At 66.9% G+C, this 25480-nt stretch carries 25 protein-coding genes, 2 tRNA genes and 1 riboswitch; of the genes, 23 read left to right on the top strand and 4 right to left on the bottom strand.

Annotation, left to right across the window (positions count from 1 at the left end):
* The first annotated feature begins 98 nt into the window (after positions 1-98).
* Positions 99-197, top strand: a riboswitch (TPP riboswitch).
* The 12 genes from thiD to ACHL_RS10760 all read left to right on the top strand — a co-directional run bounded on the left by thiD (position 180) and on the right by ACHL_RS10760 (position 10305).
* A complete protein-coding gene (thiD, locus tag ACHL_RS10815; protein WP_015937331.1) occupies positions 180-1736 on the top strand; it encodes a bifunctional hydroxymethylpyrimidine kinase/phosphomethylpyrimidine kinase in 1557 nt (518 codons plus the stop codon). (Overlaps the previous riboswitch by 18 nt.)
* Positions 1737-2068: 332 nt before the next feature.
* On the top strand, positions 2069-2377 hold the full coding sequence (gene rplU, locus ACHL_RS10810) for a 50S ribosomal protein L21 (protein WP_015937330.1): 309 nt from the start codon (positions 2069-2071) through the stop codon (positions 2375-2377).
* A gap of 60 nt (positions 2378-2437) precedes the next feature.
* Positions 2438-2701, top strand: coding sequence for a 50S ribosomal protein L27 (gene rpmA / locus ACHL_RS10805; RefSeq protein ID WP_009372867.1), 264 nt, complete (start codon positions 2438-2440; stop codon positions 2699-2701).
* 113 nt (positions 2702-2814) lie between these two features.
* Positions 2815-4404, top strand: coding sequence for a GTPase ObgE (gene obgE / locus ACHL_RS10800; RefSeq protein ID WP_015937329.1), 1590 nt, complete (start codon positions 2815-2817; stop codon positions 4402-4404).
* Positions 4394-5545, top strand: coding sequence for a glutamate 5-kinase (gene proB, locus ACHL_RS10795; RefSeq protein ID WP_015937328.1), 1152 nt, complete (start codon positions 4394-4396; stop codon positions 5543-5545). The genes obgE and proB overlap by 11 nt, the downstream gene beginning before the upstream one ends.
* A gap of 26 nt (positions 5546-5571) precedes the next feature.
* Positions 5572-6951: a glutamate-5-semialdehyde dehydrogenase gene (locus ACHL_RS10790; protein ID WP_015937327.1), complete on the top strand. Its 1380-nt coding sequence runs from the start codon at positions 5572-5574 to the stop codon at positions 6949-6951.
* Positions 6952-7031: 80 nt separating this feature from the next.
* Entirely contained in the window at positions 7032-7271 is a 240-nt protein-coding gene (locus tag ACHL_RS10785; RefSeq protein ID WP_015937326.1) for a hypothetical protein, read from the top strand.
* A 13-nt stretch (positions 7272-7284) separates the two neighbouring features.
* Complete coding sequence (gene nadD / locus ACHL_RS10780) at positions 7285-7935, top strand: nicotinate-nucleotide adenylyltransferase (RefSeq protein WP_268157358.1); 651 nt, start codon at positions 7285-7287, stop codon at positions 7933-7935.
* A 7-nt stretch (positions 7936-7942) separates the two neighbouring features.
* The gene (locus tag ACHL_RS10775; protein WP_015937324.1) at positions 7943-9409 is read left to right on the top strand and encodes a hypothetical protein; all 1467 of its coding nucleotides are present in this window, start codon (positions 7943-7945) and stop codon (positions 9407-9409) included.
* 37 nt (positions 9410-9446) lie between these two features.
* A complete protein-coding gene (gene rsfS / locus ACHL_RS10770) occupies positions 9447-9836 on the top strand; it encodes a ribosome silencing factor (protein ID WP_015937323.1) in 390 nt (129 codons plus the stop codon).
* A gap of 114 nt (positions 9837-9950) precedes the next feature.
* A tRNA-Ala gene (locus ACHL_RS10765) sits at positions 9951-10023 on the top strand.
* Positions 10024-10232: 209 nt separating this feature from the next.
* A tRNA-Ala gene (locus ACHL_RS10760) sits at positions 10233-10305 on the top strand.
* A gap of 61 nt (positions 10306-10366) precedes the next feature.
* Here the strand turns inward: ACHL_RS10760 and ACHL_RS10755 are convergent.
* Positions 10367-11740 carry an SAM-dependent methyltransferase gene (locus tag ACHL_RS10755; RefSeq protein ID WP_015937322.1) on the bottom strand — a complete coding sequence of 458 codons (1374 nt, stop codon included), beginning with the start codon at positions 11738-11740 and terminating at the stop codon, positions 10367-10369.
* Between the two features lie 80 nt (positions 11741-11820).
* Here ACHL_RS10755 and ACHL_RS10750 point away from each other — a divergent pair, with 80 nt between their 5' ends.
* From ACHL_RS10750 to ACHL_RS10740, 3 genes are all read left to right on the top strand, one after another.
* A complete protein-coding gene (locus ACHL_RS10750; RefSeq protein WP_015937321.1) occupies positions 11821-12903 on the top strand; it encodes an FAD-dependent oxidoreductase in 1083 nt (360 codons plus the stop codon).
* A gap of 32 nt (positions 12904-12935) precedes the next feature.
* Complete coding sequence (locus ACHL_RS10745) at positions 12936-14150, top strand: class I SAM-dependent methyltransferase (protein ID WP_407681021.1); 1215 nt, start codon at positions 12936-12938, stop codon at positions 14148-14150.
* A 164-nt stretch (positions 14151-14314) separates the two neighbouring features.
* Positions 14315-15517 carry an ROK family transcriptional regulator gene (locus ACHL_RS10740; protein WP_043793974.1) on the top strand — a complete coding sequence of 401 codons (1203 nt, stop codon included), beginning with the start codon at positions 14315-14317 and terminating at the stop codon, positions 15515-15517.
* A gap of 29 nt (positions 15518-15546) precedes the next feature.
* Here ACHL_RS10740 and ACHL_RS10735 read toward each other — a convergent pair whose 3' ends face one another.
* Positions 15547-15750 carry a hypothetical protein gene (locus ACHL_RS10735; RefSeq protein ID WP_015937318.1) on the bottom strand — a complete coding sequence of 68 codons (204 nt, stop codon included), beginning with the start codon at positions 15748-15750 and terminating at the stop codon, positions 15547-15549.
* Positions 15751-15901: 151 nt separating this feature from the next.
* On the opposite strand from ACHL_RS10735, the gene ACHL_RS10730 reads away from it, so the two are divergent.
* The 7 genes from ACHL_RS10730 (at position 15902) to ACHL_RS10700 (ending at position 22380) form a co-directional block, all read left to right on the top strand.
* On the top strand, positions 15902-16909 hold the full coding sequence (locus ACHL_RS10730; RefSeq protein ID WP_015937317.1) for an AAA family ATPase: 1008 nt from the start codon (positions 15902-15904) through the stop codon (positions 16907-16909).
* Positions 16910-16919: 10 nt separating this feature from the next.
* On the top strand, positions 16920-17813 hold the full coding sequence (locus tag ACHL_RS10725) for a DUF58 domain-containing protein (protein WP_015937316.1): 894 nt from the start codon (positions 16920-16922) through the stop codon (positions 17811-17813).
* Positions 17803-18273, top strand: coding sequence for a hypothetical protein (locus ACHL_RS10720; protein WP_015937315.1), 471 nt, complete (start codon positions 17803-17805; stop codon positions 18271-18273). The genes ACHL_RS10725 and ACHL_RS10720 overlap by 11 nt, the downstream gene beginning before the upstream one ends.
* On the top strand, positions 18264-19274 hold the full coding sequence (locus tag ACHL_RS24700) for a vWA domain-containing protein (protein ID WP_043793972.1): 1011 nt from the start codon (positions 18264-18266) through the stop codon (positions 19272-19274). Before ACHL_RS10720 ends, ACHL_RS24700 begins: the two co-directional genes overlap by 10 nt.
* Positions 19271-20224: a vWA domain-containing protein gene (locus tag ACHL_RS24695; RefSeq protein ID WP_015937313.1), complete on the top strand. Its 954-nt coding sequence runs from the start codon at positions 19271-19273 to the stop codon at positions 20222-20224. The genes ACHL_RS24700 and ACHL_RS24695 overlap by 4 nt, the downstream gene beginning before the upstream one ends.
* Complete coding sequence (locus ACHL_RS10705) at positions 20221-21075, top strand: hypothetical protein (RefSeq protein ID WP_015937312.1); 855 nt, start codon at positions 20221-20223, stop codon at positions 21073-21075. The genes ACHL_RS24695 and ACHL_RS10705 overlap by 4 nt, the downstream gene beginning before the upstream one ends.
* Positions 21076-21417: 342 nt before the next feature.
* A complete protein-coding gene (locus ACHL_RS10700; RefSeq protein ID WP_015937311.1) occupies positions 21418-22380 on the top strand; it encodes a methylenetetrahydrofolate reductase in 963 nt (320 codons plus the stop codon).
* A gap of 64 nt (positions 22381-22444) precedes the next feature.
* Here the strand turns inward: ACHL_RS10700 and ACHL_RS10695 are convergent, their stop codons facing one another.
* Positions 22445-22951 carry a DUF2004 domain-containing protein gene (locus tag ACHL_RS10695; protein ID WP_015937310.1) on the bottom strand — a complete coding sequence of 169 codons (507 nt, stop codon included), beginning with the start codon at positions 22949-22951 and terminating at the stop codon, positions 22445-22447.
* Positions 22952-22996: 45 nt separating this feature from the next.
* Positions 22997-23914 (bottom strand): LysR family transcriptional regulator, encoded by a 918-nt coding sequence (locus ACHL_RS10690; protein ID WP_015937309.1) that lies wholly within the window; start codon positions 23912-23914, stop codon positions 22997-22999.
* A 158-nt stretch (positions 23915-24072) separates the two neighbouring features.
* On the opposite strand from ACHL_RS10690, the gene ACHL_RS10685 reads away from it, so the two are divergent.
* Positions 24073-25470: an NAD(P)/FAD-dependent oxidoreductase gene (locus ACHL_RS10685; protein WP_015937308.1), complete on the top strand. Its 1398-nt coding sequence runs from the start codon at positions 24073-24075 to the stop codon at positions 25468-25470.
* Positions 25471-25480: the final 10 nt, after the last annotated feature.

The raw sequence follows: 25480 nt of genomic DNA, 5'->3' as shown, positions 1-25480 counted from the left end.
TGGGCCGGGCTTCTGCCGTTAACAGGGAGTCCCCCTCAGCAGCGCGCTTAACAGGGGCAGTCACCTTTCGGTTGACTGCTGTCCAACGGCTAGGCTGGGGAACCGACACGGGGTGCCGCGCACCAGGCCCGGCTGAGATCCACACCCGTTGAACCTGTCCGGTTAGTACCGGCGAAGGGATGTCTCTTTTGTCTACGACCCTTGCCATACCTGCAGCCACGCCGTTCCCCAATCCCTCCGCCGCCGCACTGACGGCAGCCGGACGGGACGTGCCCCGCGTCCTGGCCATCGCGGGCTCGGACCCCTCCGGCGGGGCCGGCATCCAGGCGGACCTCAAAAGCATCGCGGCCCACGGCGGCTACGGCATGGCCGCCATCACTGCCCTCACAGCCCAAAACACCCGTGGGGTGACCGCTGTCCATGTTCCTCCGGCATCGTTCCTGGCACAGCAGCTGGCGGCCATCAGCGACGACATCCACGTGGACGCCGTCAAGATCGGCATGCTGGGCGACGCCGAGGTGATCGCCGCCGTGCGCACCTGGCTGGAGAAGGTGCGCCCCGCCGTCGTGGTCCTGGACCCCGTCATGGTTGCCACCAGCGGGGACCGGCTGCTGCAGGAGAGCGCCGAAGCCGCGCTCCGCAACCTGGTGCCGCTGGCCCACCTTGTCACCCCCAACCTGGCTGAGCTGGCCATGCTGCTGGAGGAAGACGTACAGGACACGTGGGAGGCAGCCCTGGAACAGGGCAGGCGGCTGGCCGATGCCACCGGCACTGCCGTACTGGTCAAAGGCGGGCACCTGCAGGGCAGCAGTTGCCCGGACGCCCTGATTGGCCCGGCCGGCATGCTGTCTGCTGACGTCGTCGAAATCCCGGGGGAGCGGGTTGCAACGCGCAACAGCCACGGCACAGGCTGCTCCCTGTCCTCCGCCATGGCAACGGTCCAGGCACAGGTAGGCAACTGGGAAGCAGCTCTTCGGGAAGTAAAACCCTGGCTTGCTGGGGCGTTGGCGGCGTCTGATGTGCTGGAGGTGGGAACAGGCAACGGGCCTGTGCACCATTTCCACCACATCCGGAAAGCCCTTCGGCCAGGCGACTTCACGGCGCAACTGCGGAAAGATGCCGACGTCCACCTTGAGGCCATCTACGCCTTGGACTTCATCGAGGGCCTGGCCTCGGGGACACTTCCGGAAAACGAGTTCGCGTATTACCTTGCGCAGGATGCCATCTACCTGAACGGGTATTCGCGCGTCCTTGCCCGGGCCAGCGCGCTGGCCCCCACGGAAGCCGAGCAGCTGTTCTGGGCGGGCTCGGCACGGCAATGCCTCGAAGTGGAGTCGGAACTGCACCGTTCCTGGCTCAGCACCCGCACCGTCCGTCCCCAACTGGGGCCCGTCACCAAGGCCTACGTGGACCACCTGACCGCTGCGTCGGCGTCGGGAAGCTATGCAGTCCTGGCGGCAGCTGTCCTGCCCTGCTTCTGGCTGTACGCGGACGCCGGCAAGGCGCTCCATGCAAGGTTCCTTGCGGACGGGGAACCGGCAGGCCACCCTTACGCCGAGTGGCTGCGCACCTATGCCGACGAGGATTTCGCAGCGGCAACACGCCGGGCCATCGCTATGGTGGACGACGCTGCACGGAAGGCCTCCGATGACGAGCGGCAGGCCATGGCCACCGCTTTCCGGCAGTCCTGCCGGCTGGAAGTGGAGTTCTTCGACGCGCCGCGGCTCCACTCCTGAAGCTGCCGGGCCGTGCTGCCGGTACTATGGTGTGGCACGGCCCCGGTGGCGGACGATGTCTGTGGTTCCTATCACAGCCGACCCGCCGGAGCCAGCCTCATTTGCGGCCGGAGACGGAATTAGCGTATTCTGGATCTTCGGTGCTTACGCCAACACTTGGGTTATGACCCCGGGAACATGCCAACGTGGAAAACACAAGGCAGTCCTGCGGGATAACTCATGGAGACCTTCGGGAAATCCACGGCGTTGAGGCACAGCGGGAACCCAGCCAACCAGTGCACGGGTGCCGCACGCAATTTTAGTTATAAACGTCGAGAGAAGTGAGTTCCCAAGTGGTGTACGCGATTGTCCGCGCAGGCGGCCGCCAAGAGAAGGTTTCTGTTGGAGACTTCGTTACCCTGAACCGCGTCGCCGGTGGGGCTGGCAGCACCATCGAGCTGCCCGCACTGCTCCTGGTTGATGGTGACAAGATCACCACTGCCGCTGCTGACCTGGCCAAGGTGACCGTTACGGCTGAAATCCTCCAGGACCTCCGTGGTCCTAAGATTGTCATCCAGAAGTTCAAGAACAAGACCGGTTACAAGAAGCGCCAGGGTCACCGTCAGGAACTGACCAAGGTCAAGATCACTGGCATCAAGTAACCACCGGTTACTGTTCAGGTTTTCAGCAGATTCCCCAGAATTTAAAGGCAGGCATTTCAGATGGCACATAAAAAGGGCGCGAGCTCCACTCGCAACGGTCGTGACTCCAACGCACAGTACCTCGGCGTCAAGCGCTTCGGCGGCCAGGTAGTTTCCGCCGGCGAGATCATCGTCCGCCAGCGTGGCACCCACTTCCACCCGGGCGCCGGCGTTGGCCGTGGCGGCGACGACACCCTGTTCGCACTGACCCCGGGCGCCGTTGAATTCGGTACCCGCCGCGGTCGTCGCGTCGTCAACATCGTTGCTGCTGCAGCTGCAGAGTAACAACCAGTTCTGAAGCGGTGGAGCGGGCCAGTTGGCCCGCTCCACTGTTCTTTTAAGCGCATTACAATCGATAGGGCGTCCAGGGGCGCCCACACGACACTGAGGAGATTTACGTGGCCAGCTTTGTAGACCGGGTAGTACTGCACGTATCCGGCGGTACCGGCGGCCACGGTTGCGTCTCCGTCCACCGGGAGAAGTTCAAGCCCCTCGGCGGGCCCGACGGCGGCAACGGCGGCAATGGCGGTGACGTGATCCTCCGCGTGGACCACCAGACCACCACCCTCCTCGATTACCACCACGCCCCGCACCGGCACGCCACCAACGGCGGTCCCGGCATGGGCGACTGGCGCGGCGGCAAGAACGGCGAAACCCTGGTCCTGCCTGTCCCGGACGGCACGGTGGTGAAGTCCAAGGACGGCACCGTGCTGGCGGACCTGGTGGGCGAGGGTACCGAGTACATCGCCGCCGCCGGCGGACCCGGCGGCCTGGGCAACGCTGCCCTGTCCTCCCAGAAGCGCCGCGCGCCGGGCTTCGCCCTGCTCGGCATCGAAGGCGAATCCAGCGACATCGTCCTGGAGCTGAAGTCCATTGCAGACATCGCCCTGGTGGGATTCCCGTCGGCCGGCAAGTCCAGCCTCATCGCCGCCATGTCCGCCGCACGCCCGAAGATCGCCGACTACCCGTTCACCACCCTCATTCCCAACCTGGGCGTCGTCCAGGCGGGCGACGTCCGGTTCACCATCGCGGACGTCCCGGGCCTGATCGAAGGTGCCAGCGAAGGAAAGGGCCTTGGCCACAACTTCCTGCGGCACGTGGAACGCTGCGCCGCCCTGGTTCACGTCCTGGACTGCGGCACGCTCGAATCCGATCGCGATCCGCTGTCCGACCTCTCCATCATCGAGACCGAGCTTGAAAAGTACGCGGTAGACATGAGCTACGCCGGCCAGGACGGCGAAGTGGTCCCGCTGAACCACCGTCCCCGCCTCGTGGCATTGAACAAGGTGGACCTGCCGGACGGCAAGGACATGGCCGAATTCGTCCGCCCTGAGCTGGAGTCCCGCGGCTACCGGGTCTTCGAGGTCTCGGCCACCAGCCACGAGGGCCTGCGGCAGCTCGGCTTCGCGATGGCCGAGATCGTCAAGGCAGCACGCGATGCCGTCGAAGCCGCCCCGCCGAAGGTTACCCCCACCGTGCTGCGTCCGCGCGCCGTAAATGAAACCGGGTTCCGGATCCGCCGCGAGGAGAAGGCCCACGAGCCGCTGTTCCGTGTCCTTGGCGACAAGCCCGTGCGCTGGGTCAAGCAGACGGACTTCACCAACGAAGAAGCCATCGGATACCTGGCAGACCGGCTCGCAAGGCTGGGCGTGGAAACCGAGCTGTTCAAGATGGGCGCCAAGCCGGGTGACACCGTGGTAATTGGTGAAGACGACGGCGTGGTCTTCGACTGGGAGCCCACCATGATGGCAGGTGCCGAACTGCTGGCGTCGCCGCGCGGCACCGACATCCGTTTCGCCGACACCGGCGACCGCCCCACCCGCAGCCAGAAGCGCGAGGAGCAGCAGGAACGCCGGGATGCCAAGGCCGCAGCCCGCGCCGAACTCGAAGCCGAACGCAAGGCCGGCATCTGGACAGAGTCCGTCAGTGGACGGCGCGCGGCCCAGCCCATTAAGGAAAGTGGCCTGGATTCCGGCGATGAGTCCTAGGGCTACAGCCACGGAACCGGCGTCCGGTTCCGTGGACAGGAGTGCGCTGGCCGGGGCCCGCCGGGTTGTGGTGAAGGTTGGCTCCTCGTCGCTGACAAGCATCAAGGGCGGGATTTCCGAGGAGTCCCTCACCGCCCTCGCGGACGCCCTGGCTGCCAAGCGCAACAGCGGCACCGAAATCATCCTGGTTTCCTCAGGCGCCATCGCCGCGGGGCTGGCACCGCTTGGTTTGGCCAAGCGTCCCCGGGACCTTGCCACCCAGCAGGCTGCTGCCAGCGTGGGGCAGGGACTCCTCATGGCCCGGTACACGCAGGCCTTTGGTGCCCACGGCGTTACCGTCAGCCAGGTCCTGCTCACCGCTGAAGACCTGATGCGGCGGAGCCAGCACACCAACGCCCTGCGCGCCATGGACCGGCTGCTGAACCTCGGGGTGGTCCCGGTGGTCAACGAAAACGACACCGTGGCCACCCATGAGATCCGCTTCGGCGACAACGACCGGCTGGCCGCACTGGTGGCGCACCTGGTGCGCGCCGACGCGCTCGTCCTGCTGTCCGACGTCGACTCCCTCTATGACGGGCCGCCCGCCCAGGGTGCCAAGCGGATCCCGCTGGTCACCGGCGCGCACGACCTCGAGGGAGTGTCCATCGGCAAGACCGGCAAAGCCGGGGTTGGCACCGGCGGCATGCTTACCAAGGTGGAGGCGGCCAGCATGGCTGCAGGATCCGGCATTCACGCGCTGGTGACCTCCACGCCCAATGCCGCCGCCGCACTCAACGGTGAGGACGTTGGTACCTGGTTCACCGTCAACGGCGCCCGCAAACCCGTCCGCCTGCTGTGGCTTGCCCACGTTGCCTCTGTCCAGGGCAGGCTGATCCTGGACGAGGGCGCCGTCCGGGCCGTCCGCCACCACCGGACCTCGCTGCTGCCGGCCGGCATATCCGCCGTTCACGGCGTCTTCGAAGCGGGCGACGCCGTCGAGATCGCAGGTGCCGACGGCACCATCGTGGCCCGGGGCCTGGTCAACTACTCCTCCGAAGAGCTGCCACGCATGCTGGGACGGTCCACCCGCGACCTCGGCGAGGAACTCGGCACCGGCTACGACCGTGAAGTTGTTCATGTTGACGACCTGGTGCTGGTTTGAACCGGCGCCTCGCCTAAACTTGAACCATGACTGAGGCCCTGATCCACACGACTGCCGACAACTCCGCAGACACCGCCGCCACGGCCACCCCGCAGCGGCAGGCCCCCTCAGCAGCTCCCGCCCCGGGGGACGGTCCGCTCACCGATGCCGGAATCGAGGCCGCGGTACACGCCATCGCCGACCGTTCGCGCCACGCCGCCCGCCGGATGGCCATGGCCAACCGGGCCTGGAAGGACCGCGGCCTGCGCGCCGTCGGGGCGGCGCTTCAGGCCAACACCCGCGCCATTCTCGACGCCAACGCGCGAGACGTCGCCAACGGCAAGGCCAACGGAACATCGGCAGCGCTGCTGGACCGGCTGACGCTCACCGACGCCCGCATCGACGGACTGGTGGCCGCCCTGGAGAACCTCGCCAACCTGCCGGACCCCGTAGGCAACGTGGTCCGCGGCCAGACCCTTCCTAACGGACTGCGGCTGCGCCAGGTCAACGTTCCCATGGGTGTTGTGGCGGCCATTTACGAAGCCCGGCCCAACGTCACCGTAGACATCGCAGGACTTGCACTTAAGAGCGGCAACGCCGTCATCCTTCGCGGCGGCAGCGCGGCGGAATCAACCAACGGCGTCCTGGTCAGGGTCTTGCGCGAAGCCCTGGAGTCGGTGGGGCTGCCCGCGGACGCCGTCCAGACGGTGGACCAGTACGGCCGTGCCGGCGCCACCGTGCTGATGCGTGCCCGCGGCAGGGTAGACGTCCTCATCCCGCGGGGCGGCCGCGACCTCATCCAGTCGGTGGTGACCAACTCCGCCGTGCCCGTCATCGAGACAGGCGAAGGCAACGTCCATATCTTCATCGACGAATCGGCCAACGAAGACATGGCCGTGGAGATCCTCCTCAACGCCAAGACGCAGCGGCCCAGCGTCTGCAACACCGTGGAAACCCTCCTGGTCCATTCCGGGTCTACCGTCCTTCCCGCCGTGGCCAAAGCGCTCAGCAAGGCCGGCGTCCGCCTGCATGCCGATGAGCGCGTCCGTGCGGCCCTCCCGGCTTCGGTAGCTGCCGACGCCGCCACGGACGAGGACTGGGGCACGGAGTACATGGACCTGGACCTTGCCGTGGCAATGGTGGACAGTCTGGACGAAGCGGTCCGCCACATCCGGAAGTGGTCCACGGGCCACACGGAGGCGATCCTCACCAACGACCTCGCCAATGCCGAACGGTTCATCGCCGAGGTGGATTCCGCTGCCGTGATCGTCAACGCTTCCACCCGGTTTACCGATGGCGGGGAGCTCGGGCTCGGCGCCGAAGTGGGCATCTCCACCCAGAAGCTGCATGCCCGCGGGCCCATGGGGCTCACCGAGCTCACCACCACCAAGTGGATCGTCCAGGGTGAAGGCCAGGTCCGCGGGTAGCAACGCGGTAACATAGACCAGACGCCAAAAAAGCAGCGGGAAAGTCCGCTGCCCCAAAATACTTGAACCTAGGGGAGAACATGCTGTTCCAGCAGATCGCCACGACCATCGCCGCCGCAGGCGAAGCTGAACACGAGGAACTCGCGCCGCTGTGGGCTGAGCCGTGGGTCTTCGGCATTGTCATGTTTGCGATCCTGATGGTCATGATGTTCGTCACGTTGTCCTATACCAACCTGGGCAACCGCCACACCGCCACGGAGGAGCACGCGGACCCGCACCGCCAGCACCCGAACAAGCACGATCGCGGGCAGGGCCACTAACATTTCCCGCATTTTGCGCCGGAGCAGTGACAAGGGCCGGATCCGGCTGGGCGTGATGGGCGGGACGTTCGACCCCATCCATCACGGCCACCTTGTTGCCGCCAGTGAGGTGGCTGCGGAATTCGACCTGGACGAGGTCGTCTTTGTCCCCACCGGACAGCCATGGCAGAAGTCCCACAAACGGGTTACCGAGCCGGAACACCGCTACCTGATGACGGTCATCGCCACTGCCTCCAATCCGAGGTTCACGGTGAGCCGGGTGGATGTGGACCGCCCCGGTCCCACGTACACCATCGACACCCTGCGCGACCTTCGCGCGCAGCGCCCTGACGCGGACCTGTTCTTCATTACCGGCGCTGATGCCCTCGCGCAGATCCTGTCCTGGAAGGACATCGACGAACTGTGGTCCCTGGCCCATTTCGTTGGAGTCACCCGTCCGGGCCACGTCCTTGACGGCATGGGGCGCGACGACGTCAGCCTCCTCGAAGTGCCGGCCATGGCCATCTCTTCCACAGACTGCCGCACCCGGGTAGCGGGAAACGATCCCGTTTGGTACCTGGTACCTGATGGCGTGGTGCAGTACATCGCGAAGTATGGGCTGTACGCACCGGCAGCCGGGGACGATCAATCTTCCGAAGCACGCGAACGAGCCAGCACTGAATGAGTTCTCAATGAGCCAGGAACAACCCCCCATCCGCAGCCGCCGGGAACTCCGGAAGGCGCGGGACGCCGCCCAGCAGGCGGCAGTTCCCGCGGGCAAGGACCAGCCTTCGCCTGCCACGAAGCCGTCGTCAGCCGCGACGGCCGGGACAACCGGGAAGCCCCAAAAGCCCGTGGCAGCCGCTGCGCCTGCGCCCGCCAAACCTGCGCCCGCCAAACCTGCTGCCGCGAAACTTCCTGCAGCTCCCGACCGGGACCAGCAGCCCGTGGACCAGCCCGCCGCGGTGCCGGCACACACGCAACGGTCATCCCAAATCCGCGCCAGGGACAGGGCAGCCCTGCGCACCATCAAGGACCTGGAGGAAAAGGAAGGCCAGCTTGCCGCGGGCGGTCCTCCCACCCGCCGCCAGCTCCGCCTGCAGCAGCTGAAGGAGCAGGCCCTCACCTCGGCCAACCCGATCGTTCCTCCCGCCGCCACGCCGGCTGTTGTCCCGTCGAAAGCGCCTGTCCGTCCGGAACCCGCCGGCGACAGTACAGCTGCACCATCCGCCGGGGGAGAGAGCAAGGCACCGGCGGCGCCGGGTGCGCCGTCCGGCACGCCGGCACCGAAGACGGCCGGCGCTCCCTCCGGCCCTGCGGGGATGACTGTTGAACAGGCGCTTGCGGCCCGTTCCCTGATTGCCGAGCAGGCCAAAAACCAGATCGCCAAGATGGAGCACATCGCCTCCATGGATCCGGAGGCGGTGGATCCAGAAATCCTTGCTGAGCAGATCGCCTTGGCGGAACGCGCAGCAGTGCTGAACCGGCGTGCGATGGCCCGGCAGAAACTGGCGGAGCAGGCCGGCGGAGCTGGAGCTCCCGCCGACGGCCAGGCCGCGGACGCAGGATCGGCGCCGGCCCAGCCTAAGGCCGCGCCCTTCGGGAACCCGCCACCCAAGGCAGCGTCGCCCACGGCTTCGCAGCCGAAGGCAAACCCGCCCAAGTCGAATCCGCCACAGGACCGGCCGGGCCCGTCCACCACAAGCAACCTGGCCATGGTCACGCCGCTGGAATTCGTCCAGGTTCCCGGCGTGGACCGTCCCGTCATGAAGCCGCCGGCAACATCCCACGTTCCGGTCACCACCCGGCCGGGAACCAAGGTTCCTGCAGCCGGTGGCAGTAAGAAGAAGCCGGCGGCCAGGGCGGCCCGCGCAGCCGAGCCGGTGTCCGGCCGTTCGCAGGTCATTGCGCGGGCGGAAGCTGCGGCCAAAGCGGCCACTCGTCCCAAGCCCGTTGTCTTTCCGGACAGCCAGGCGACCTTCGAGGACGTTCCGAGGGTCCCGGCCAGCTCGGCCTACGGGCTGGAACCCCTGGACGCAGCCACCGCCGGCCTTGGCCGCGCGAGACGCAACCGCATCCTGCAGTTCTGCATCCTTGCCTTCGGTGTCGTGGCCCTCGTGTCCGGCGTCGTCCTGATCATCAGCGGCATGAATCCCTGACCTGCCGCACCCTGTTTTTCCATCAACGAGGAGTCCCGTGACTGCATCAGATACATCCATCACCATTGCCCGCGACGCCGCCAAGGCTGCTGCGGACAAGCTTGCCCAGGACATTGTTGCCCTCGACGTGAGTGAACGCCTGGCACTGGCCGACGTTTTCCTCATTGCGTCAGCCCCCAGTGAGCGTCAGGTCAACGCGATCGTGGACGGCATCGAGGAAGAACTTGCCAAGCAGGACCTGCGGCCGGTCCGCCGCGAAGGCCGATCCGGCGGCCGCTGGGTCCTCCTGGACTACTCCGACATCGTGATCCACGTCCAGCACGAAGAGGACCGGGTCTTCTACGCGCTTGAGCGGCTCTGGAAAGACTGCCCGGTGGTGGACCTGCAACTGGAAGACGCCGCCGCGGCCACGTCCGACAGCGAATAAACCCGCGCCGCTCCGCGGAGTATTCCCGATTTGGAATTCCTGGAACCGCTGATCTAAGATATTTGAGTTGCTTCGGGGAAACCCGAAAAAAGCTCGAAGGAGCGGCAGCAGTTCGGGGCTGTGGCGCAGCTGGTAGCGCACCTGCATGGCATGCAGGGGGTCAGGGGTTCGAGTCCCCTCAGCTCCACCGGACAATCCGCCGGAATCATTGTGATTCCGGCGGATTTTTTTATGTGCCCCGGTCCCGGCCGGGCGTCAGGGGCTATCGGCGGAGACAGCCCAAACATCTGCCAGGGGCCACTGAAACCCGCCCGTGGGAGCGATTTGGTACTGCGGGGAAAGTGCATTAGGCTGGTCAGGTTGCTCCGGAGAAACCGACCGGAACAGCAAGTTTCCGGGGCTGTGGCGCAGCTGGTAGCGCACCTGCATGGCATGCAGGGGGTCAGGGGTTCGAGTCCCCTCAGCTCCACGGAACGAAAAGGGAACCATCACCTGTGATGGTTCCCTTTTTTGCGTTTCCGCTGATGGGGTTACATCCACCCCGTGCGGCGAAGCGGAGGCTCGGCGCCGCCGGGACGTTGTACCAGGACCTGGTTCACCCCGGTCAGGCCGTTGTCAAAGCCGATGGCACTCGACGCCATGTACAGCCGCCAGATCCTGGCGCGGCCAACTCCGGTTAGCGCCACTGCCTGGTCCCAGTTCGCTTCGAGCCGCCGCACCCAGGCACGCAGCGTCAGGGCGTAGTGCTGCCGCAACGCTTCAACGTCCAGGACCTCAAACCCCGCTCCCTCGAGCGCCACCACCATTTCGCCCAGGCTGATCATCTCGCCGTCGGGAAATACGTACCGGGGAATGAACGAATCGGGGTCCGGACCCGTGGGGCCGGCATTCCAGGAAATCGCGTGGTTCAAGAGCCTGCCACCGGGCCGGAGCAGCGAATGGAGGGCGGAGGCGTAGCCGGGGGTCTGCTCACGCCCCACATGCTCGGACATCCCGATGGAGCTGATCGCGTCGAACGGCCCGTCCGCCACGTCCCGGTAATCCTGTACCCGGATCTCCACCTTCTCCGTCAGCCCCGCCTCTGCCGCGCGCTTCCGTGCCAGGTTGGCCTGCTCGGCGGACAGCGTCACCCCCAGCACTGTGACGCCGTACTTTTCCGCCGCGTGCAGGGCAAAACTGCCCCAGCCGCAGCCCACATCAAGCACGCGCATCCCGGGCTTCAGGCCCAGCTTCCGGCACACCAGATCCAGCTTGGCCTCCTGAGCAGCATCCAAGCCGTCCAGGCCTTCCGGGCCGTCGACGCCGGCCGTGCTGTTCTCTCCGGTGCTGCCCTCTCTGGTCTCGCCGGAGGTGTCTGCCCAGACGGCGCAGGAGTAGACCATTGATTTGCCCAGGACCAGGGCGTAAAAGTCGTTGCCGACGTCGTAATGGTGGGAGATGGCCGCGGCATCACGGTGGCGGGAGTGCACCCGGCCCTTACGGGCGACACGGGCCTCTTCGGGCGGAGGTGCCGGGTTGGGACCCACCGCGCCGAGCTGCACGGCCGTAGCCGCGAGCGTCAAGAGCTCAGGAACGGTTGGCCGGCGGAACGGCCCGGGCTCGGCAAATTTGCCCGCCGAGCTCAAGGCCGTGAAGGCGGCGAAAATATCGCCGGGTGCGTCCAGCTCTCCGGCCACATAGGCACGGCTCAGTCCCAACTGGCCCGGCGACCACAGGATCCGCCGCAGCGCCCGGCGCGACCGGAATTCCAGGACGGGAGCGTCCCGGGGCCCTGCTTCGGACCCGTCCCAGGCTTTCAGCCGCAAGGGCACGTCAGGCGTGCCAAGGACAATGGCCAAAGCCTTGGCCAGCCTGGCCGCACTGCCCCTGCTGTTGTCCGCCGTGCTGCGTGTTGTTGGTGCCATTATCGTCCTCCGGAATCGCTGGCCGGGCCTCTATGGGCCCACCCTAAGGCCCGGACGTCCCGCCCGGCTATCATGGGGGAGTGATTGCTGCCCGAACCGATGTTGTGGTGATCGGCGCGGGGCAGGCCGGACTATCGGCCGCCTTCCACCTGCAGCGCCGAGGGCTTGCATATGAGATGTTCGACGCCGAGGCCGGGCCCGGCGGCGCATGGCGCCACCGCTGGAAGAGCCTCCGCATGGGCACCGTCAACGGAATCAGCGATTTGCCGGGCATCGCCAAGCCCGCAGTGGATCCCCGCGAACCCAGTTCCGAATTCCTCACCCGCTACTTCGGGGACTACGAACAGGAACTGGGGCTGACGGTCCGGAGGCCCGTCAAGGTCTCTTCGGTCAGCCGCGAGGACGACGACCCTGCTGGCCGGCTCCGCGTGGTTACGTCCATCGGGGACTGGAGCGCCCGGGCACTCATCAATGCCACGGGCACTTGGACCAGGCCGTTCTGGCCCATTTACCCGGGGCGGAACAGCTTCCGTGGCAGGCAGTTGCACGTGGCGGATTACGTCTCCGCCACCGAATTTTTGGGCAAGCATGTCATTGTGGTGGGCGGCGGCGTTTCGGCTGTCGGCCTCCTGGACGAGATCTCCCAGGTCACCTCCACGAGCTGGTTTACCCGCCGTGAGCCTGTCTGGCGCGACGACGAATTCGACGCCCGCGCCGGGCACGACGCGGTGGCACTCGTAGAGGAGCGGGTCCGGAAAGGCCTGCCGCCACAAAGCGTGGTGTCGGTGACCGGGCTGATCCGGACCCCGGCGCTACGGGCCGCTGCGGCCCGCGGCGCCCTGGACAGGCAGCCGATGTTCACCGCCATCGAGCCCGGTGGCGTCCGGCTGGCGGACGGCGGATTCCTCGCGGCGGACGCCATCCTGTGGGCCACGGGGTTCCGGGCAGAGTTGGAACACCTGGCTCCGCTGCACCTTCGCGGGCCGGGCGGCGGAATCGCCATGGACGGGACACAGGTGGCAGCCGAGCCGCGCGTCCACCTGGTGGGCTACGGCCCGTCGTCGTCCACCATCGGCGCCAACCGGGCCGGCCGGGCGGCAGTGGCGGCGATTCTCAAACTGCCCGGATTGGCGCCGGCAGCGGAGCCGGTGCCTTGGGGCTGACCCCGAGGGAGCGGACAACGAACAATGTGCGGGTGGAAGACACCCCGCAGCTTAGGAACAACGGCAGGGAACACGTGGCAACAGACAGTCTTGACCGGATCTTCGGGGTCCTTCGGCGGCACCCTGACGTGGAGGCCCCCAACCTTCAGGCGTGGGATGCCACGGACAGGCTCCTCCTGGAAACCGCCGCAGCTACAGTCCGCCCCGGCAGTGCTGTCACAGTCATCGGCGACCGCTATGGTGCCCTCACCCTGGGCGCCCTGGACCTGCTGGCTCCGGGTACGCTGCGCGTGCACCAGGACCTGGTCACCGGAGAACGCGCGCTCCAGCAAAACGCCCGCGCCTGGCAGGCAACACAGGAGACGGACGACGCCGGCAGCGGCCGGGTGCCGGAATTCCGCCAGTTGCCGCTCGGCGCCGAACTCCTCACCGGGGCGGACACGGTGCTGCTGCAGTTGCCAAAAACCCTGGCCGAGCTGGATGAAGTGGCTGCCACGGTTGCCCGCCATGCCGCGCCCGGGGCCCTCATCCTCGCAGGCGGACGGGTGAAACACATGTCGCTCGGCATGAATGGCGTCCTCGAGCGGTATTTTGACTCGGTCCAGCCCCAGCTCGCCCGGCAAAAGTCCCGCGTCATTGTGGCGTCCCACTCGAAGGCGGGCCAGCCGCCCACGTCCTTTCCCGCCGTCGTGCACCTCGACGAACTCGGCCTGGACGTCGCAGCCCACGGAGCCGTGTTCGCCGGCCCCAAACTGGACATCGGCACCCGGTTCCTGCTGACGTTCCTTCCGGCCATGAAACCGGCCCGGCACGCGGTGGACCTCGGCTGCGGAACGGGAATCCTCGCCGCCATGTACGCCAGGACGTACCCGGAGGCAAAGGTGACCGCCACGGACCAATCGGCCGCGGCTGTTGCCTCAGCACTCGCTACTGCCCGGGCCAACGGGCTCGACGGGCGGATCAGCGCACTGCAGGATGATGCCCTTAGCACCATGGCCGATGCCAGCGCTGACCTTGTCCTCCTGAATCCGCCGTTCCACGTAGGCGCAGGGGTCCATGCGGGTGCGGGCCTGAAGCTGATTGAGGCGGCCGGCCGGGTCCTGGCTCCCGGGGGTGAACTCTGGACCGTCTACAACAGGCACCTGCCCTATCTTCCTGCGCTGGAACGGGCGGTGGGACCCACCACAGTGGAAGGGAACAACCCCAAATTCACTGTGGCGCGCAGTGTCCGGCGGTCCGCCGGATAGCCCCGGACCGCCGCCACGCCGGGCAGCCAACCCGGCTATGGGTCTGTGCCCACGCGTAACGTACGATTCAAGCAGCACCACAACTACGTGGCCCAAGACGTTTAGGGGTAACCGTGTCTGAAATCCGCCAATCCTCACCGAGGCGCGGAACCAACCTGCCACGGATGGGGGATTTCAACCTCACAGTCATCCTTGACGCCATCCGCCGGACATCGGGCGGACTCAGCCGGGTTGAGCTGGCCCAGATCGTGGGATTGTCTCCGCAGACCATCTCCAACATCTCCCGCCGGCTGCTGGACCAGAACCTGATTGTCGAAGCGGGCAAGGAAGGCAGCGGCCCGGGCAAGCCCCGGACCATCCTCCGCCTCAACCCCAAGGGCATGTACGCCGTCGGCGTCCACCTCGACCCTGCCGTGACCACCTTCGTGGTCATGGACCTGGTGGGATCAGTCGTCCAGCACGCGCGGATCGACACTCCCGGCGGCAACGATCCGTCAGCCGTCATTGCCACCATCGCCGCGCAGGTTGCCCGGGTAGTGGAGGAATCCGGCGTCGACCGGGACCGGATCGCCGGACTTGGCGTGGCGGCGCCGGGCCCCATCGACCTGGACAACGGGACCGTGGTGGACCCGCCGCTGCTTCCGGGGTGGGACCGGGTGGAGTTGCGCAACGCGCTGTCCGAGGCCACCGGATACTCCGTCCTGGTGGACAAGGACGTCACCAGCGCCGCCGTGGCGGAAACCTGGGCCGGCGGCCCAAGCGGGGCAGGCAGCTTCGTGTTCATGTACATGGGCACCGGCATCGGCTGCGGCATTGTCCTCAATGACGAAGTCATCCGCGGCACGTCAGGCAACGCCGGGGAAATCGGCCACATCATGGTGGACCCGGATGGCCCCCCGTGCGATTGCGGGCTGCGCGGCTGTGTTAAATCGTCCTGCATCCCGCAGGTCCTGGTGGCTGAGGCGGAGGCCGCGGGCATCCTGGACGGCACCCGTCCCGGCAACAGCGGCGCGGAGGTGCAGCAGAGCTTCGCCCGGTTGTGCGAACTGGCCGACGCCGGCGACGAACGCGCCGTGGCCATCATCGACAAATCCGCCACCCTGGTGGCCCGCGCTATTTCCGTGGTGACCAACACCCTGGACGTGGAGCGGGTGGTGTTCGGCGGCCCCTTCTGGAGCGGCATGGCCGACCGGTTCCTGGCCAAGGTGCCTGCGCTGCTGGAGGCGAACAGCGCCGCGCGGCTCATCCACCCCATCGAGGTGGTGGGCACAGGAGTGGGCGAAGACGTGGGTGCCATCGGGGCAGCGTCACTGGTCCTCGAACACACCCTGGCGCCACGGGCGCAGCGGCTCCTGCTGGAAAGTTAGGGGCGCCGCGCCCGGCCGGTTTCGCCGCTTCAGTCGATGTCCTCGAAAACCACGCCGAACGGCAGGGTGTCATCCACATGCGCCTGGTGGCCGGTGGATCCGGGGTTGTAGGTGACCCGGACACCGTGGAGCTTGTCCGCTGCCGACTGCTGCAGGACAGGCTTTACCGTGCTGATGAACAGCTCGCTTTTGTCGGAAAGAAATTCCTTGTAACTGGCTGGAAGCTCGCTCATGGCAAAAGGATAGACCTGCGTGTCCTGGATGGGGAGGGGTCCCCATCGAGGCCGGCTTTCCGGGACGTGGCGCACCGGATGTGGATAGGATTGCTGGCGGAGCGCGGCGGGCAGGCCCGCCGCCCTACGATCAGCCACCAGGGGGAATCCAGTGCTTCAAACCAGCGCGTCCGCGGGAATCGAACCGGCCGAACTGGCCAGGGCGCAGCAGGTGGTGGCCGGCATTTCCCGCAGCTTTGACGCCAAGGTGGTGGGCCAGGCCAGGCTCCGCGAGTCCCTGCTGGTCGGCCTGCTGACCGGCGGCCACGTCCTGCTCGAAAGTGTCCCCGGGCTGGCCAAAACCACGGCAGCCCAGACTGTGGCGGAGGCGGTCAGCGCAGGATTCCGCCGCATCCAGTGCACACCGGACCTCCTGCCCAGCGACATCGTGGGAACGCAGATCTACGATGCCGCCAAGGGCACTTTCGTCACGCAGCTGGGTCCGGTCCACGCCAATATCGTGCTGCTGGACGAGATCAACCGCTCCAGCGCCAAAACCCAAAGCGCCATGCTCGAAGCCATGCAGGAGCGGCAAACGTCCATCGGCGGCCAGGACTACAAACTGCCGTCCCCGTTCCTGGTGCTCGCCACGCAAAACCCCATCGAGCAGGAAGGCACCTATCAGCTGCCCGAAGCCCAGATGGACAGGTTCATGCTCAAGGACGTGCTCGACTATCCGTCGCCGGCGGAAGAAGCCGAAATCATCAGGCGCATCGACGCCGGCGTGTTCAGCCCGGAGCAGGTGCCGGCCGCCGCTGTTTCGTTGGACGCGGTCAGGGCCGCCCAGGACCTGGTCCGGCGCATCTATCTCGACCCTGCGATCGTCAACTACATCGTGGGCCTGGTGTTCGTCACCCGCAACGCGGGCCAGTACATTGACCGGCGGCTGGCGGACTTCATCGAGTTCGGCGCCAGCCCCCGTGCCAGCATCGCCTTCAGCCAGGCTGCGCGGGCCGTGGCTCTCCTGCACGGCCGCGACCACGTTATTCCGGAGGACGTCAAGGCCCTCGCGCACCGGGTGCTGCGCCACCGGATCATCCTCAACTTTGACGCCGTCGCGGAGCAGGTGCCGGTGGAAACGGTGATCGACGCCGTCGTCGCTGCCGTCCAGACACCCTGAGGCCGCCGCAATGACCAGCCTGCTGCACAGGGTGAAATCGAAGATGGCCATCTTCGCCCACCGCAAAGCCCGGGGAATGCTCGACGGCGAGTACGGTTCAGTCTTCCGCGGACGCAGCCTCGACTTTGATGACCTGCGCGCCTACGTGCCCGGCGACGAAGTCCGCGATATCGACTGGAAAGCCTCGGCCCGGCATGGGTCGCCGTTGATCCGCCGCTACGTGGCGGTCCGGCGGCAAACGGTCATCCTGGTCACGGACACGGGGCGGAACATGGCAGCTGTCTCGCGGTCAGGCGAGGTTAAGAAGGACATCGCCGTCATGGCCCTGGGCGTGGCCGGCTACCTGGCGTACCGGCACGGTGACGTGGTGGGCCTGGTCAGCGGTGACTCGGCTGCCACCGGCACCATCCCCGCGAAGGCCGGCGAAGCCCACCTGGAACGGCTCCTCCGGCACGTCCACTCCCGTGCCGGCCTGGAGGCCGCCCCCAGCAGGATCGAGGACCAGCTGGACCACGTGGCGCGCACCGTCAAGGGACGCAACCTCCTCTTTGTCGTCGCGGACGAAATCCCGGCGTCCCCCGCCCTGGAGCAGTTACTCCGCAGGCTCCGTGCGCAGCACGAAATCCTTTGGCTCACCATCCGGGACGCTGAACTGGTGCCCTCCGGAGCCGCGCCCTGTGACGGAGCCGGGTATTTCAGCGTCAATGACTCGGCTGTCCTCCCGATGCACCTTGCCGCCACGGAGGCCATTGCCGCCGCCTACGCCGCCGCCACGGACGAAAGGGATGCAGCCCGGAACACCATGCTGCGCCGGGCCGGCATCACCGAAGGGACCGTTGACGGCAGCCGGGACGTTGTCAGCGCGCTCTTTGCGCTCCTGGAAAGGCACCGCCGTGCAGGATGAGCCCGCCTTTTTCGGCCCCCTCCAGTACAGCCCGGCATGGATGTGGGCCGGCTTCGCCCTGATAGTGCTCGTGGCCGCCTGGTACGTCTTCGTTTTCGCTTCCACCCGCCAGCCACGGCCCTCCCGCGCTAACCTGCGGCCCGCCCAGCTCACGGATCTCGCTGCCCTCAAGGCCGCCTACATCCAGCGCATCAATGACGCAGAACAGGACGCCGCCGCCGGCACCACGGAGGCCCGTGCCGCCCATCAGGACATCAGCCACCTGCTGCGCCGCTTCGTCCGGGACGCCTCGGGAGTGGACGCCCCGCGGATGACGCACGCCGACCTGCAACGGCACCCCCTGCCCGCGGCTGCCGCCGCCGTCGGCGCCATCTACCCGGGGGAATTCGGCCCGGAACCGCTGCCGCCCGTCTCGGCCACCGCGGCCACGGCCCGGGAGATGGTGCGGGCATGGAGCTGATGTTCTGGTGGCTGCTTCCCGCAGCGGCAGTTGCGGCCGCCGCGGCAGCGTGGGCCGCCCTCCGGAACGGTAAGGCAGGCGTACGACGCCGGCCTGCCGCCCACAGCGACCGCCTCACCATGCTGCCTGAATACCAGGACGCCCTGCGCCGCCACCGCCGGTGGCTCGCCGTGGCAGGGCTTGCCTGCGCCGCGCTGCTGGCATCGGCCGCTGTGGCAGCTGCGCGGCCCGTCCAGCTCACCACCACGGTGCCGGAGCAGCGCAACCGGGACATCATGCTGTGCCTGGACGTTTCGGGCTCCATGAGCAGCGCCGACGCCGCCGTGGTGGACGTCTTCGCCGAACTGGCCCGGGAATTCGACGGTGAACGGATCGGCCTGACCATCTTCGACAGCACCGGCAGCCAGGTCTTCCCGCTGACGGACGATTACGGCTATGCCCGCGACCAGCTGCTGCTGGCACGCGACGCCTTCGACGGCAAACCTGGCAGCTCCGGTTTCCTGGACGGCACCTGGGGCGGCCGCGGCTCTTCGCTCATTGGCGACGGGCTTGCCTCCTGCCTCAACGGTTTCCCCCGCACCCAGGACAGTGACGCAGCGGCGGACAACCCCGCAGTGAAGCGCTCACGGTCGGTGGTCCTGGCCACTGACAACTACGTATCCGGCAATCCGATCCTGACGCTTCCGCAGGCCTCGGCGCTTGCCAAGGACAGGACAGTCCGCGTGTACGCATTGAACCCGGGGGATCTGGACTACGGTTCCGATGCCGGGCAACCGGGGGCGCAGCTTCGCGTGGCAGCTGAATCCACGGGCGGGTCCTACTACGCACTCGACAATCCCGGGGCAGTACCGGGAATTGTTGCCGCAGTGCAGGAAACTGAGGCCGCCGCTTTGAAAGGCGCCCCGAGGGCGGTGGTCTCGGACCAGCCGGCACTTCCATTGTGGGTGGCCGTCCTCTCCGGGATAACGCTCGGCGCCGCGCTGTGGAGGATGCGGCTATGACTCGCATCCGGCCGACGGGCAGCCGCCGCTGGCTGCGCCGCGGCTTGCTGGCGGTGTTCCTGGTTGCGGCGCTGTGCCGCCCCGCCTTGCCGGGCGGCACCGCACAGGCAGCCACCACGGACCTGAACGTGTTCTTCGTGGTGGACACCACCACCAGCATGGTGGCCGAAGACTACGGGACCTCAGCTCCGAGGATGGATGGTGTCCGGCAGGACATTATGGACATTGCCAAGGAACTGCCCGGGGCACGGTTCTCGCTGATCACCTTTGACACGAAAGCGTTCGTCCGGATGCCCCTCACCACCGACACCCTGGCACTGCAGACAATGGTCACCGTCCTGGAGCCGCAGGTGACCGCCTTCGCCAAGGGCAGCAGCATCACCGCCGCCCGCCAGGTCCTTTCCGAGCGCCTCGACGCCGCGCGTGAGAGCCACCCGGAGCGCCCGCGGCTGGTGTACTACCTGGGTGACGGCGAGCAGACCAGCGGCAAGGAGCCGGAACGCTTCAACCTGGACGGCAGCCTGGTGGCCGGGGGAGCCGTCCTGGGGTACGGGACGGCCGCCGGCGGCCGCATGAAGGAAAACTCCGGTGATCCGGGTGAAACCTCTGACGGGCCCTACGTGCGTGACGCTGGCGGTGCCGATGCGCTGTCCCGCATCGATGAGCCGCGGCTGCAGGATGTTGCCGGGCAACTTGGCGTACCGTACGTGCACCGGCAAGCCGGAGACCCTGTTGGTCCCATGATGCAGGAGGCCCGGCCGGGCAGCCTCGAGCGCAGCAGCGACTCCCTGGAAGGCCGGACGGAGCTGTACTGGCTGTTCGCGGCGGGAGCCTTCGCGCTCGCCCTTCCGGATGCCGTGACGATCATCCGCCGGTACCGGGAACTGCCCCGTGCTGCAGCGTCCCCCATTCCGGCCAGGGCAGCCGCACGGGACGAGCGCGTCAAATGACCGCCACCAAACCCCTGCCGCCCAAAGAACGCCAGCGCCGCACCGCGGAAGCCGCACCCTTGAGTCGGGACAACGGGACGGACCACCGCCCGGGCCCTGGGAGCGGCTTTGGGCGGCTGCGGAAGCGGCGCCTGTTGCTGTGGGGCTCGGCCGTGCCGGCCATCCTGGTACTGGGCATTGCCACTAAGCTCCTGAGCCTGGGCGTCTTCGGCGGCCAGGCAGCCGCGGCTTTCGACGCCAGGGATGCCGGTGCTGCCGCTGCCGCCGCCGGCTGGCTGCAGCCCCTCAACATTCCCGAGCCGCACAAGGCCCCGTTCGCCGCCGGCGACTCCCACGTCCTGGGCGGGAATTTCGACGCCGCCCGGCAACGTTTCGCCGAAGCCCTGGACCTGGTTCCCGGAACCGCAGCCGGGTCAGCCGATGCCTGCGTCATCAGGGTGAACCTCGTGCTGGCGACCGAACGCCTGGGCGACGACAAGCTGCGCGCGGAGGATCCGGCGTCGGCCGCGGCGCTCTTCTCCGAAGCGCTGGACGTAGTCAAGGCGGCACCCGACGGCTGCTTTACCGGTGACTCGGGGACCGCCAATGGTTCTGCGGGGGAGCGGCTGGAAGAGGCCGGCGGGCGGCTGGCCGGGAAACTGGACGCCGCCGGCAAGGGCGGTGACGCCGCGCAGGAGCCGGCTGAAGATCCAGCCCAGGCTGAAGAAGAGGCGGAACCGCCGCAGCAAGGCCAGCTGGAACAGCTCGAGGAGAGCGCCAGGCAGTCCCAGCGAGATCGCAACAGCGGAAGGGAGCGGGAGGACTACCTCAACGACGCCGGGTACAACCAAGACCCGGACCGCCCCTGGTAGCGCTGCGGAGCCGGTGGGGCAGCCGGAACGAATAATCTTCGGCTCCGCATCGAAACCCGGCGTAAAACTGCGTCTTAATTTCGCGCCGACTTGAAGGGCCCACCGCCCGCTCATAAAGTCGTAGGCAAGTTACCCTGGTAACGTGTCAGCGATCCTCCGTTCGGAGGGTGTGGGTGCCCCCATGTGGGCCTGACATTTGCTCACGGACAACTTCATCGCGGGCGAAACAGCCGCGGCTGCTTTCCTGTGGAGTTTCTCCGTCTTTCCCAAACTCAAATTCATTGCCGGTTCCCTGCAGCCTCTTCCGCCGGGAGCTCCAATGGCCCAAAGCCAAGGACGCAAATGTCACCGCCAAGCCTTATTGACCCACAGCCAAAGCTCTCAGACGCCGCCCCGGTGGCGCTGTCCTACGAACTGTTTCCGCCCCGTTCGCCGGCCGCTGCCGAGACGCTGTGGACCACCATCCGGGAACTGGAAACCACGGAACCGGACTACGTTTCCGTCACGTACGGTGCCAGCGGGTCCAACCGGAACACGGCCATCGAACTGATCGACCGGCTCCTCCTGGAAACCACCCTCCGGCCGCTGGCGCACCTCACTTGCGTGGGCAACACCCCCGAGCAGCTCGCCGGCATCATCGGGCAGCTGCTGGACACCGGTGTGCGCGGGATCCTCGCCCTCCGCGGCGACCTTCCCAACGATGCAAGCCAGCCCGTCAACGGCTCCCTGCGATACGCCCAGGACCTGATCGAACTGATCCGCCGTGTGGAGCAACGCCGGTCGGCCCTGCTGTGTGCGGGCAAGGTTGCGGTGGGTGTCGCGGCGTACCCCGCCCGGCATCCGGAGTCACCCAGCGAAGAGCACGACGTCGAGGTCCTGCTGGCCAAGCAGCGCTCTGGCGCGGATTTCGCCATCAGCCAGGTGTTCTTCCACTCTTCGCAGTATTCGGATCTCCTTGCCCGGGCACGCCGCGCCGGAGTGACCATCCCGATCATCCCCGGCGTTATGCCGTTCACCAGCCTCCGCCGGGTAAAGCGGCTGGGTGAGCTTGCCGGGGTGGAACCGTCGGCGGAACTCATTGAGCGTCTGGCCGCGGCCGATACAGACATTGAACGCGTCCGCGTCGGCGTCGATGCCACCGTGGACCTGGCGAACGCCGCCCTGGATGCCGGTGCTCCCGGAATCCACCTCTACACCTTCAATGAGCACCAGAGCGCGCTGGAGGTGCTGGACAAGCTGTCCCTTCCCCGGCACAGCCGTGCGGGCAGCCGCACCGCTGCCGCCCGCGCGGAACTCGCCAGCTGAGCCCCAGCGCTCGACGGGCTCAACCACCGCTGGCTGAGCCCGTCGGAACACGCAGGTAGTCAGTTCAGGATTCCCAGACGATTTCGTCGTCAACCACGCCGTCTTCGTCGGCCGAGGCAACCAGCACCTCATCCGTAAAGTGCTCGCCCAGCGTGAAGTCCAGGACAAAGTAGCGCTCAGGCTGCCCGGGGTAGATGGCCAGATGGCCCAGCTTCAGGGCCTTGAGGAAGACGTCATTGGTGAGCTGGCTGCGTTCCTCCACGCCGAACACCTTCTGCAGGTGCTCATCCTTGAGGGCGTTGCAGTGGAAGTGCAGGTACTCCTGCGGGCTGGTGCCTTCCTGGTCGAGTTCCTCCGCGATCATCTCGCGCACCTCGTCAACAAGTTCCGGCAGGAAGCGGAGCCGGTAGTCCACCTTGCGCAGGGCCGCTTCATCGAAGTGGTCGTGCGCGGTGACATTCAGGTCGATCTTGAGCGGGTGGCCGCGCAGCTCATGTTTGGCGGCGAAGAGGTGATCCCTGCCGTGATTGAGCTCAATCTCGCCAAAATGCTGGCTGGCTACCTTGTTCATAGATTCAACATAGCCCCCCGGCGCAGCGCATTCCAGCGTTCAGGCCTAATTGACTGCGGTGCGCATTCCGGCCAAAGTCTCCGCCAGAAGATCGACAAAAAGCTGCACCCTGGCCGTTTTCCGGTCGTTGATCAGGAGCGCAAAAACGTTGCGGGCAAGCCTGATCTCAGGGACGTCGAGCACCACGACGCCGGTGGGCTTGTTCCGCAGCGCCAGTTCGGGGACCAGCGCTGCACCCAGTCCGGCGGCCGCCATCTCGAGGCTGGCATGGAAGTCGTCGCTGTGCGCCACCACGCGCGGGTGGAGGTTGCAGCCGGCAAACAGCCGTTCGATCACCATCGCGTCACTGGTGCCTGGATGGTGCATGATCCACGGCAGCTCGGACAGGTGTTCGGCTGCCACCCCTGCATCCGGCCGGAATCCCCAGTCACGCGGAAGGACCACCCGGAAGTCGTCGTCGCCAATCCATTGCCGGTTAATAGTTGCCGGCCACGCCACCCCGGTCTGTCCCACCTGGAAAACCACTGCCAGGTCGAGGTCTCCTCCTGCCCGCAGCCCCTGGATGGTTTGTCCCGGTTCGGCCACCGAGACGCGGAGGTCGATGCCGAGGTTCTTCCAGGCCGGATTCTTCAGGATCCGGGGGAGGACGTAGGTGGCGAGGCTCGGAAAGATGCCCAGCCGGAGTTCCTGGCTGGCGGCATCCTGGGTCTTCGACGCGGCAGCCATCAGGGCTTCGATGTCGGTGAGCACCTTGGCCGCGTGCCGGGTCATGACGACGGCGGCTTCCGTAGGCACCACGCTGCGCGCCGAACGCTGGAAGAGGATGGTGCCTGTGTCCCGCTCAAGGGCAGACATTTGCTGGGACACCGCCGAAGCCGTGTAACCCAGGGTCGCCGCAGCTGCGGCAAACGAGCCCAGGCGGGTGACCTCGATCAGCGTCTTCAGGTGTACCGGATTGACCACCAGCCAACAGTACTCCGGGTGCCGTGCCCCTGATCCCGTGTGCCGCACCCGTAGGGTTGGACAAAAAGGGCGGCAATCCGCCCATCCGCTCCAGGTCCGGCGCCGAATTGCCGTTTGTATAGCCGTCCAGCGGCAGATGTTCAGCAGAGGAGCATGGATTGTCACCTAACCCAGCAGCGAGTGGGGGCGAGAGGCGGCGCGTTGCCGTCATCGGCAGCGGAGTGGCAGGCCTGACCGCCGCCTACGTCCTCAACCGGCAGGACGACGTCACCCTGTTCGAGGCCGATTCCCGCCTGGGCGGGCATGCCCACACCCACGACATGCCCCAGCCGGACGGTTCCCTGATGGGTGTGGACACGGGGTTCATCGTCCACAACGAACGCACCTACCCCACCCTCCTGCGGCTGTTTGCCGAGCTCGGTGTCGAAACCCAGGATTCCGAGATGAGCATGTCCATCCGCTGCGACGGCTGCGGCCTGGAGTACGCGGGTGCACGTGATGGAGCCCGCGGCATCATTGCCAAACCCTCCAGCCTGCTGCGGGGACGCTACCTGCTGATGCTGCTGGAAGTGACCCGGTTCTACCGCAGGGCACGCGCACTGCTGAAGACTGCCCCGGCTTCGGCAGTCAGCGGCGACCCGAAAACCCCGGAACCCACGCTCGGCGACTTCCTGGCCCGCGAAAACTTCAGCCAGTACTTCATCTCCCACTTCATGACGCCTGTTGTCAGCGCTGTGTGGTCGTGTGATCCGACCACCGCGCTGAACTACCCTGCCCGCTACCTGTTCACCTTCCTGGGCCACCACGGCCTGCTTGGCCTCAAGGGCTCGCCGCAGTGGCGGACGGTCACAGGCGGATCGGCGCGGTACGTGGAGAAGCTCGCGGCGACGCTGCCGGATATCCGGCTCAACACCCCTGTGACCGCCATCCGGCGCCACGACTCAGGCGTGGAGCTCGCAGCTGGAGACGCGCTGGAAGACTTTGACGCCGTCGTGATTGCCACCCACCCTGCGCAGGCCCTCGGGTTCCTCGCCGACGCAACCCCGGAGGAGAAGGAAGCGCTGGGCGGCATGCCCTACTCCGTGAACCACACGGTCTTCCACCGAGACCCGGCCGTACTGCCGTCCGCGGACAATGCCAGGGCTTCGTGGAACTACCGTCTGCCGTCCTGTGATGCCCGGCCGGACAGGGTCCTGGTCAGCTATGACCTCACCCGCCTGCAGCGGCTCGAACCGCAGGATGGCCGCCCCTACCTTGTGAGCCTCGGCGAGTCCGATCTCATCGACGACGGCACCGTGCTGGAGCGGATGGTGTACGAGCACCCCCAGTACACGCCCGAATCGCTGAAGGCGCAGGAGGCGATTTCAGCCCTAAGCAACGGCAAAGTTGCCTTTGCCGGCGCGTACCTGGGGTGGGGATTCCACGAAGACGGAGCCCTTGCCGGGGTCCGCGCCGCGGAAAAGCTTGGCCGCAGTTGGGCTCCGCTCCAGGCTGACCCCACGGATGCTGCCGATGAGGGGGAGCGCGAGTTCGTCCAGGCGGCGGAACCCTCGTGAGCTACGGTGT

Source organism: Pseudarthrobacter chlorophenolicus A6, assembly GCF_000022025.1.
GTDB classification, from domain to species: Bacteria; Actinomycetota; Actinomycetes; order Actinomycetales; family Micrococcaceae; genus Arthrobacter; species Arthrobacter chlorophenolicus.
This window is presented reverse-complemented; position numbering and strand designations above follow the sequence as displayed.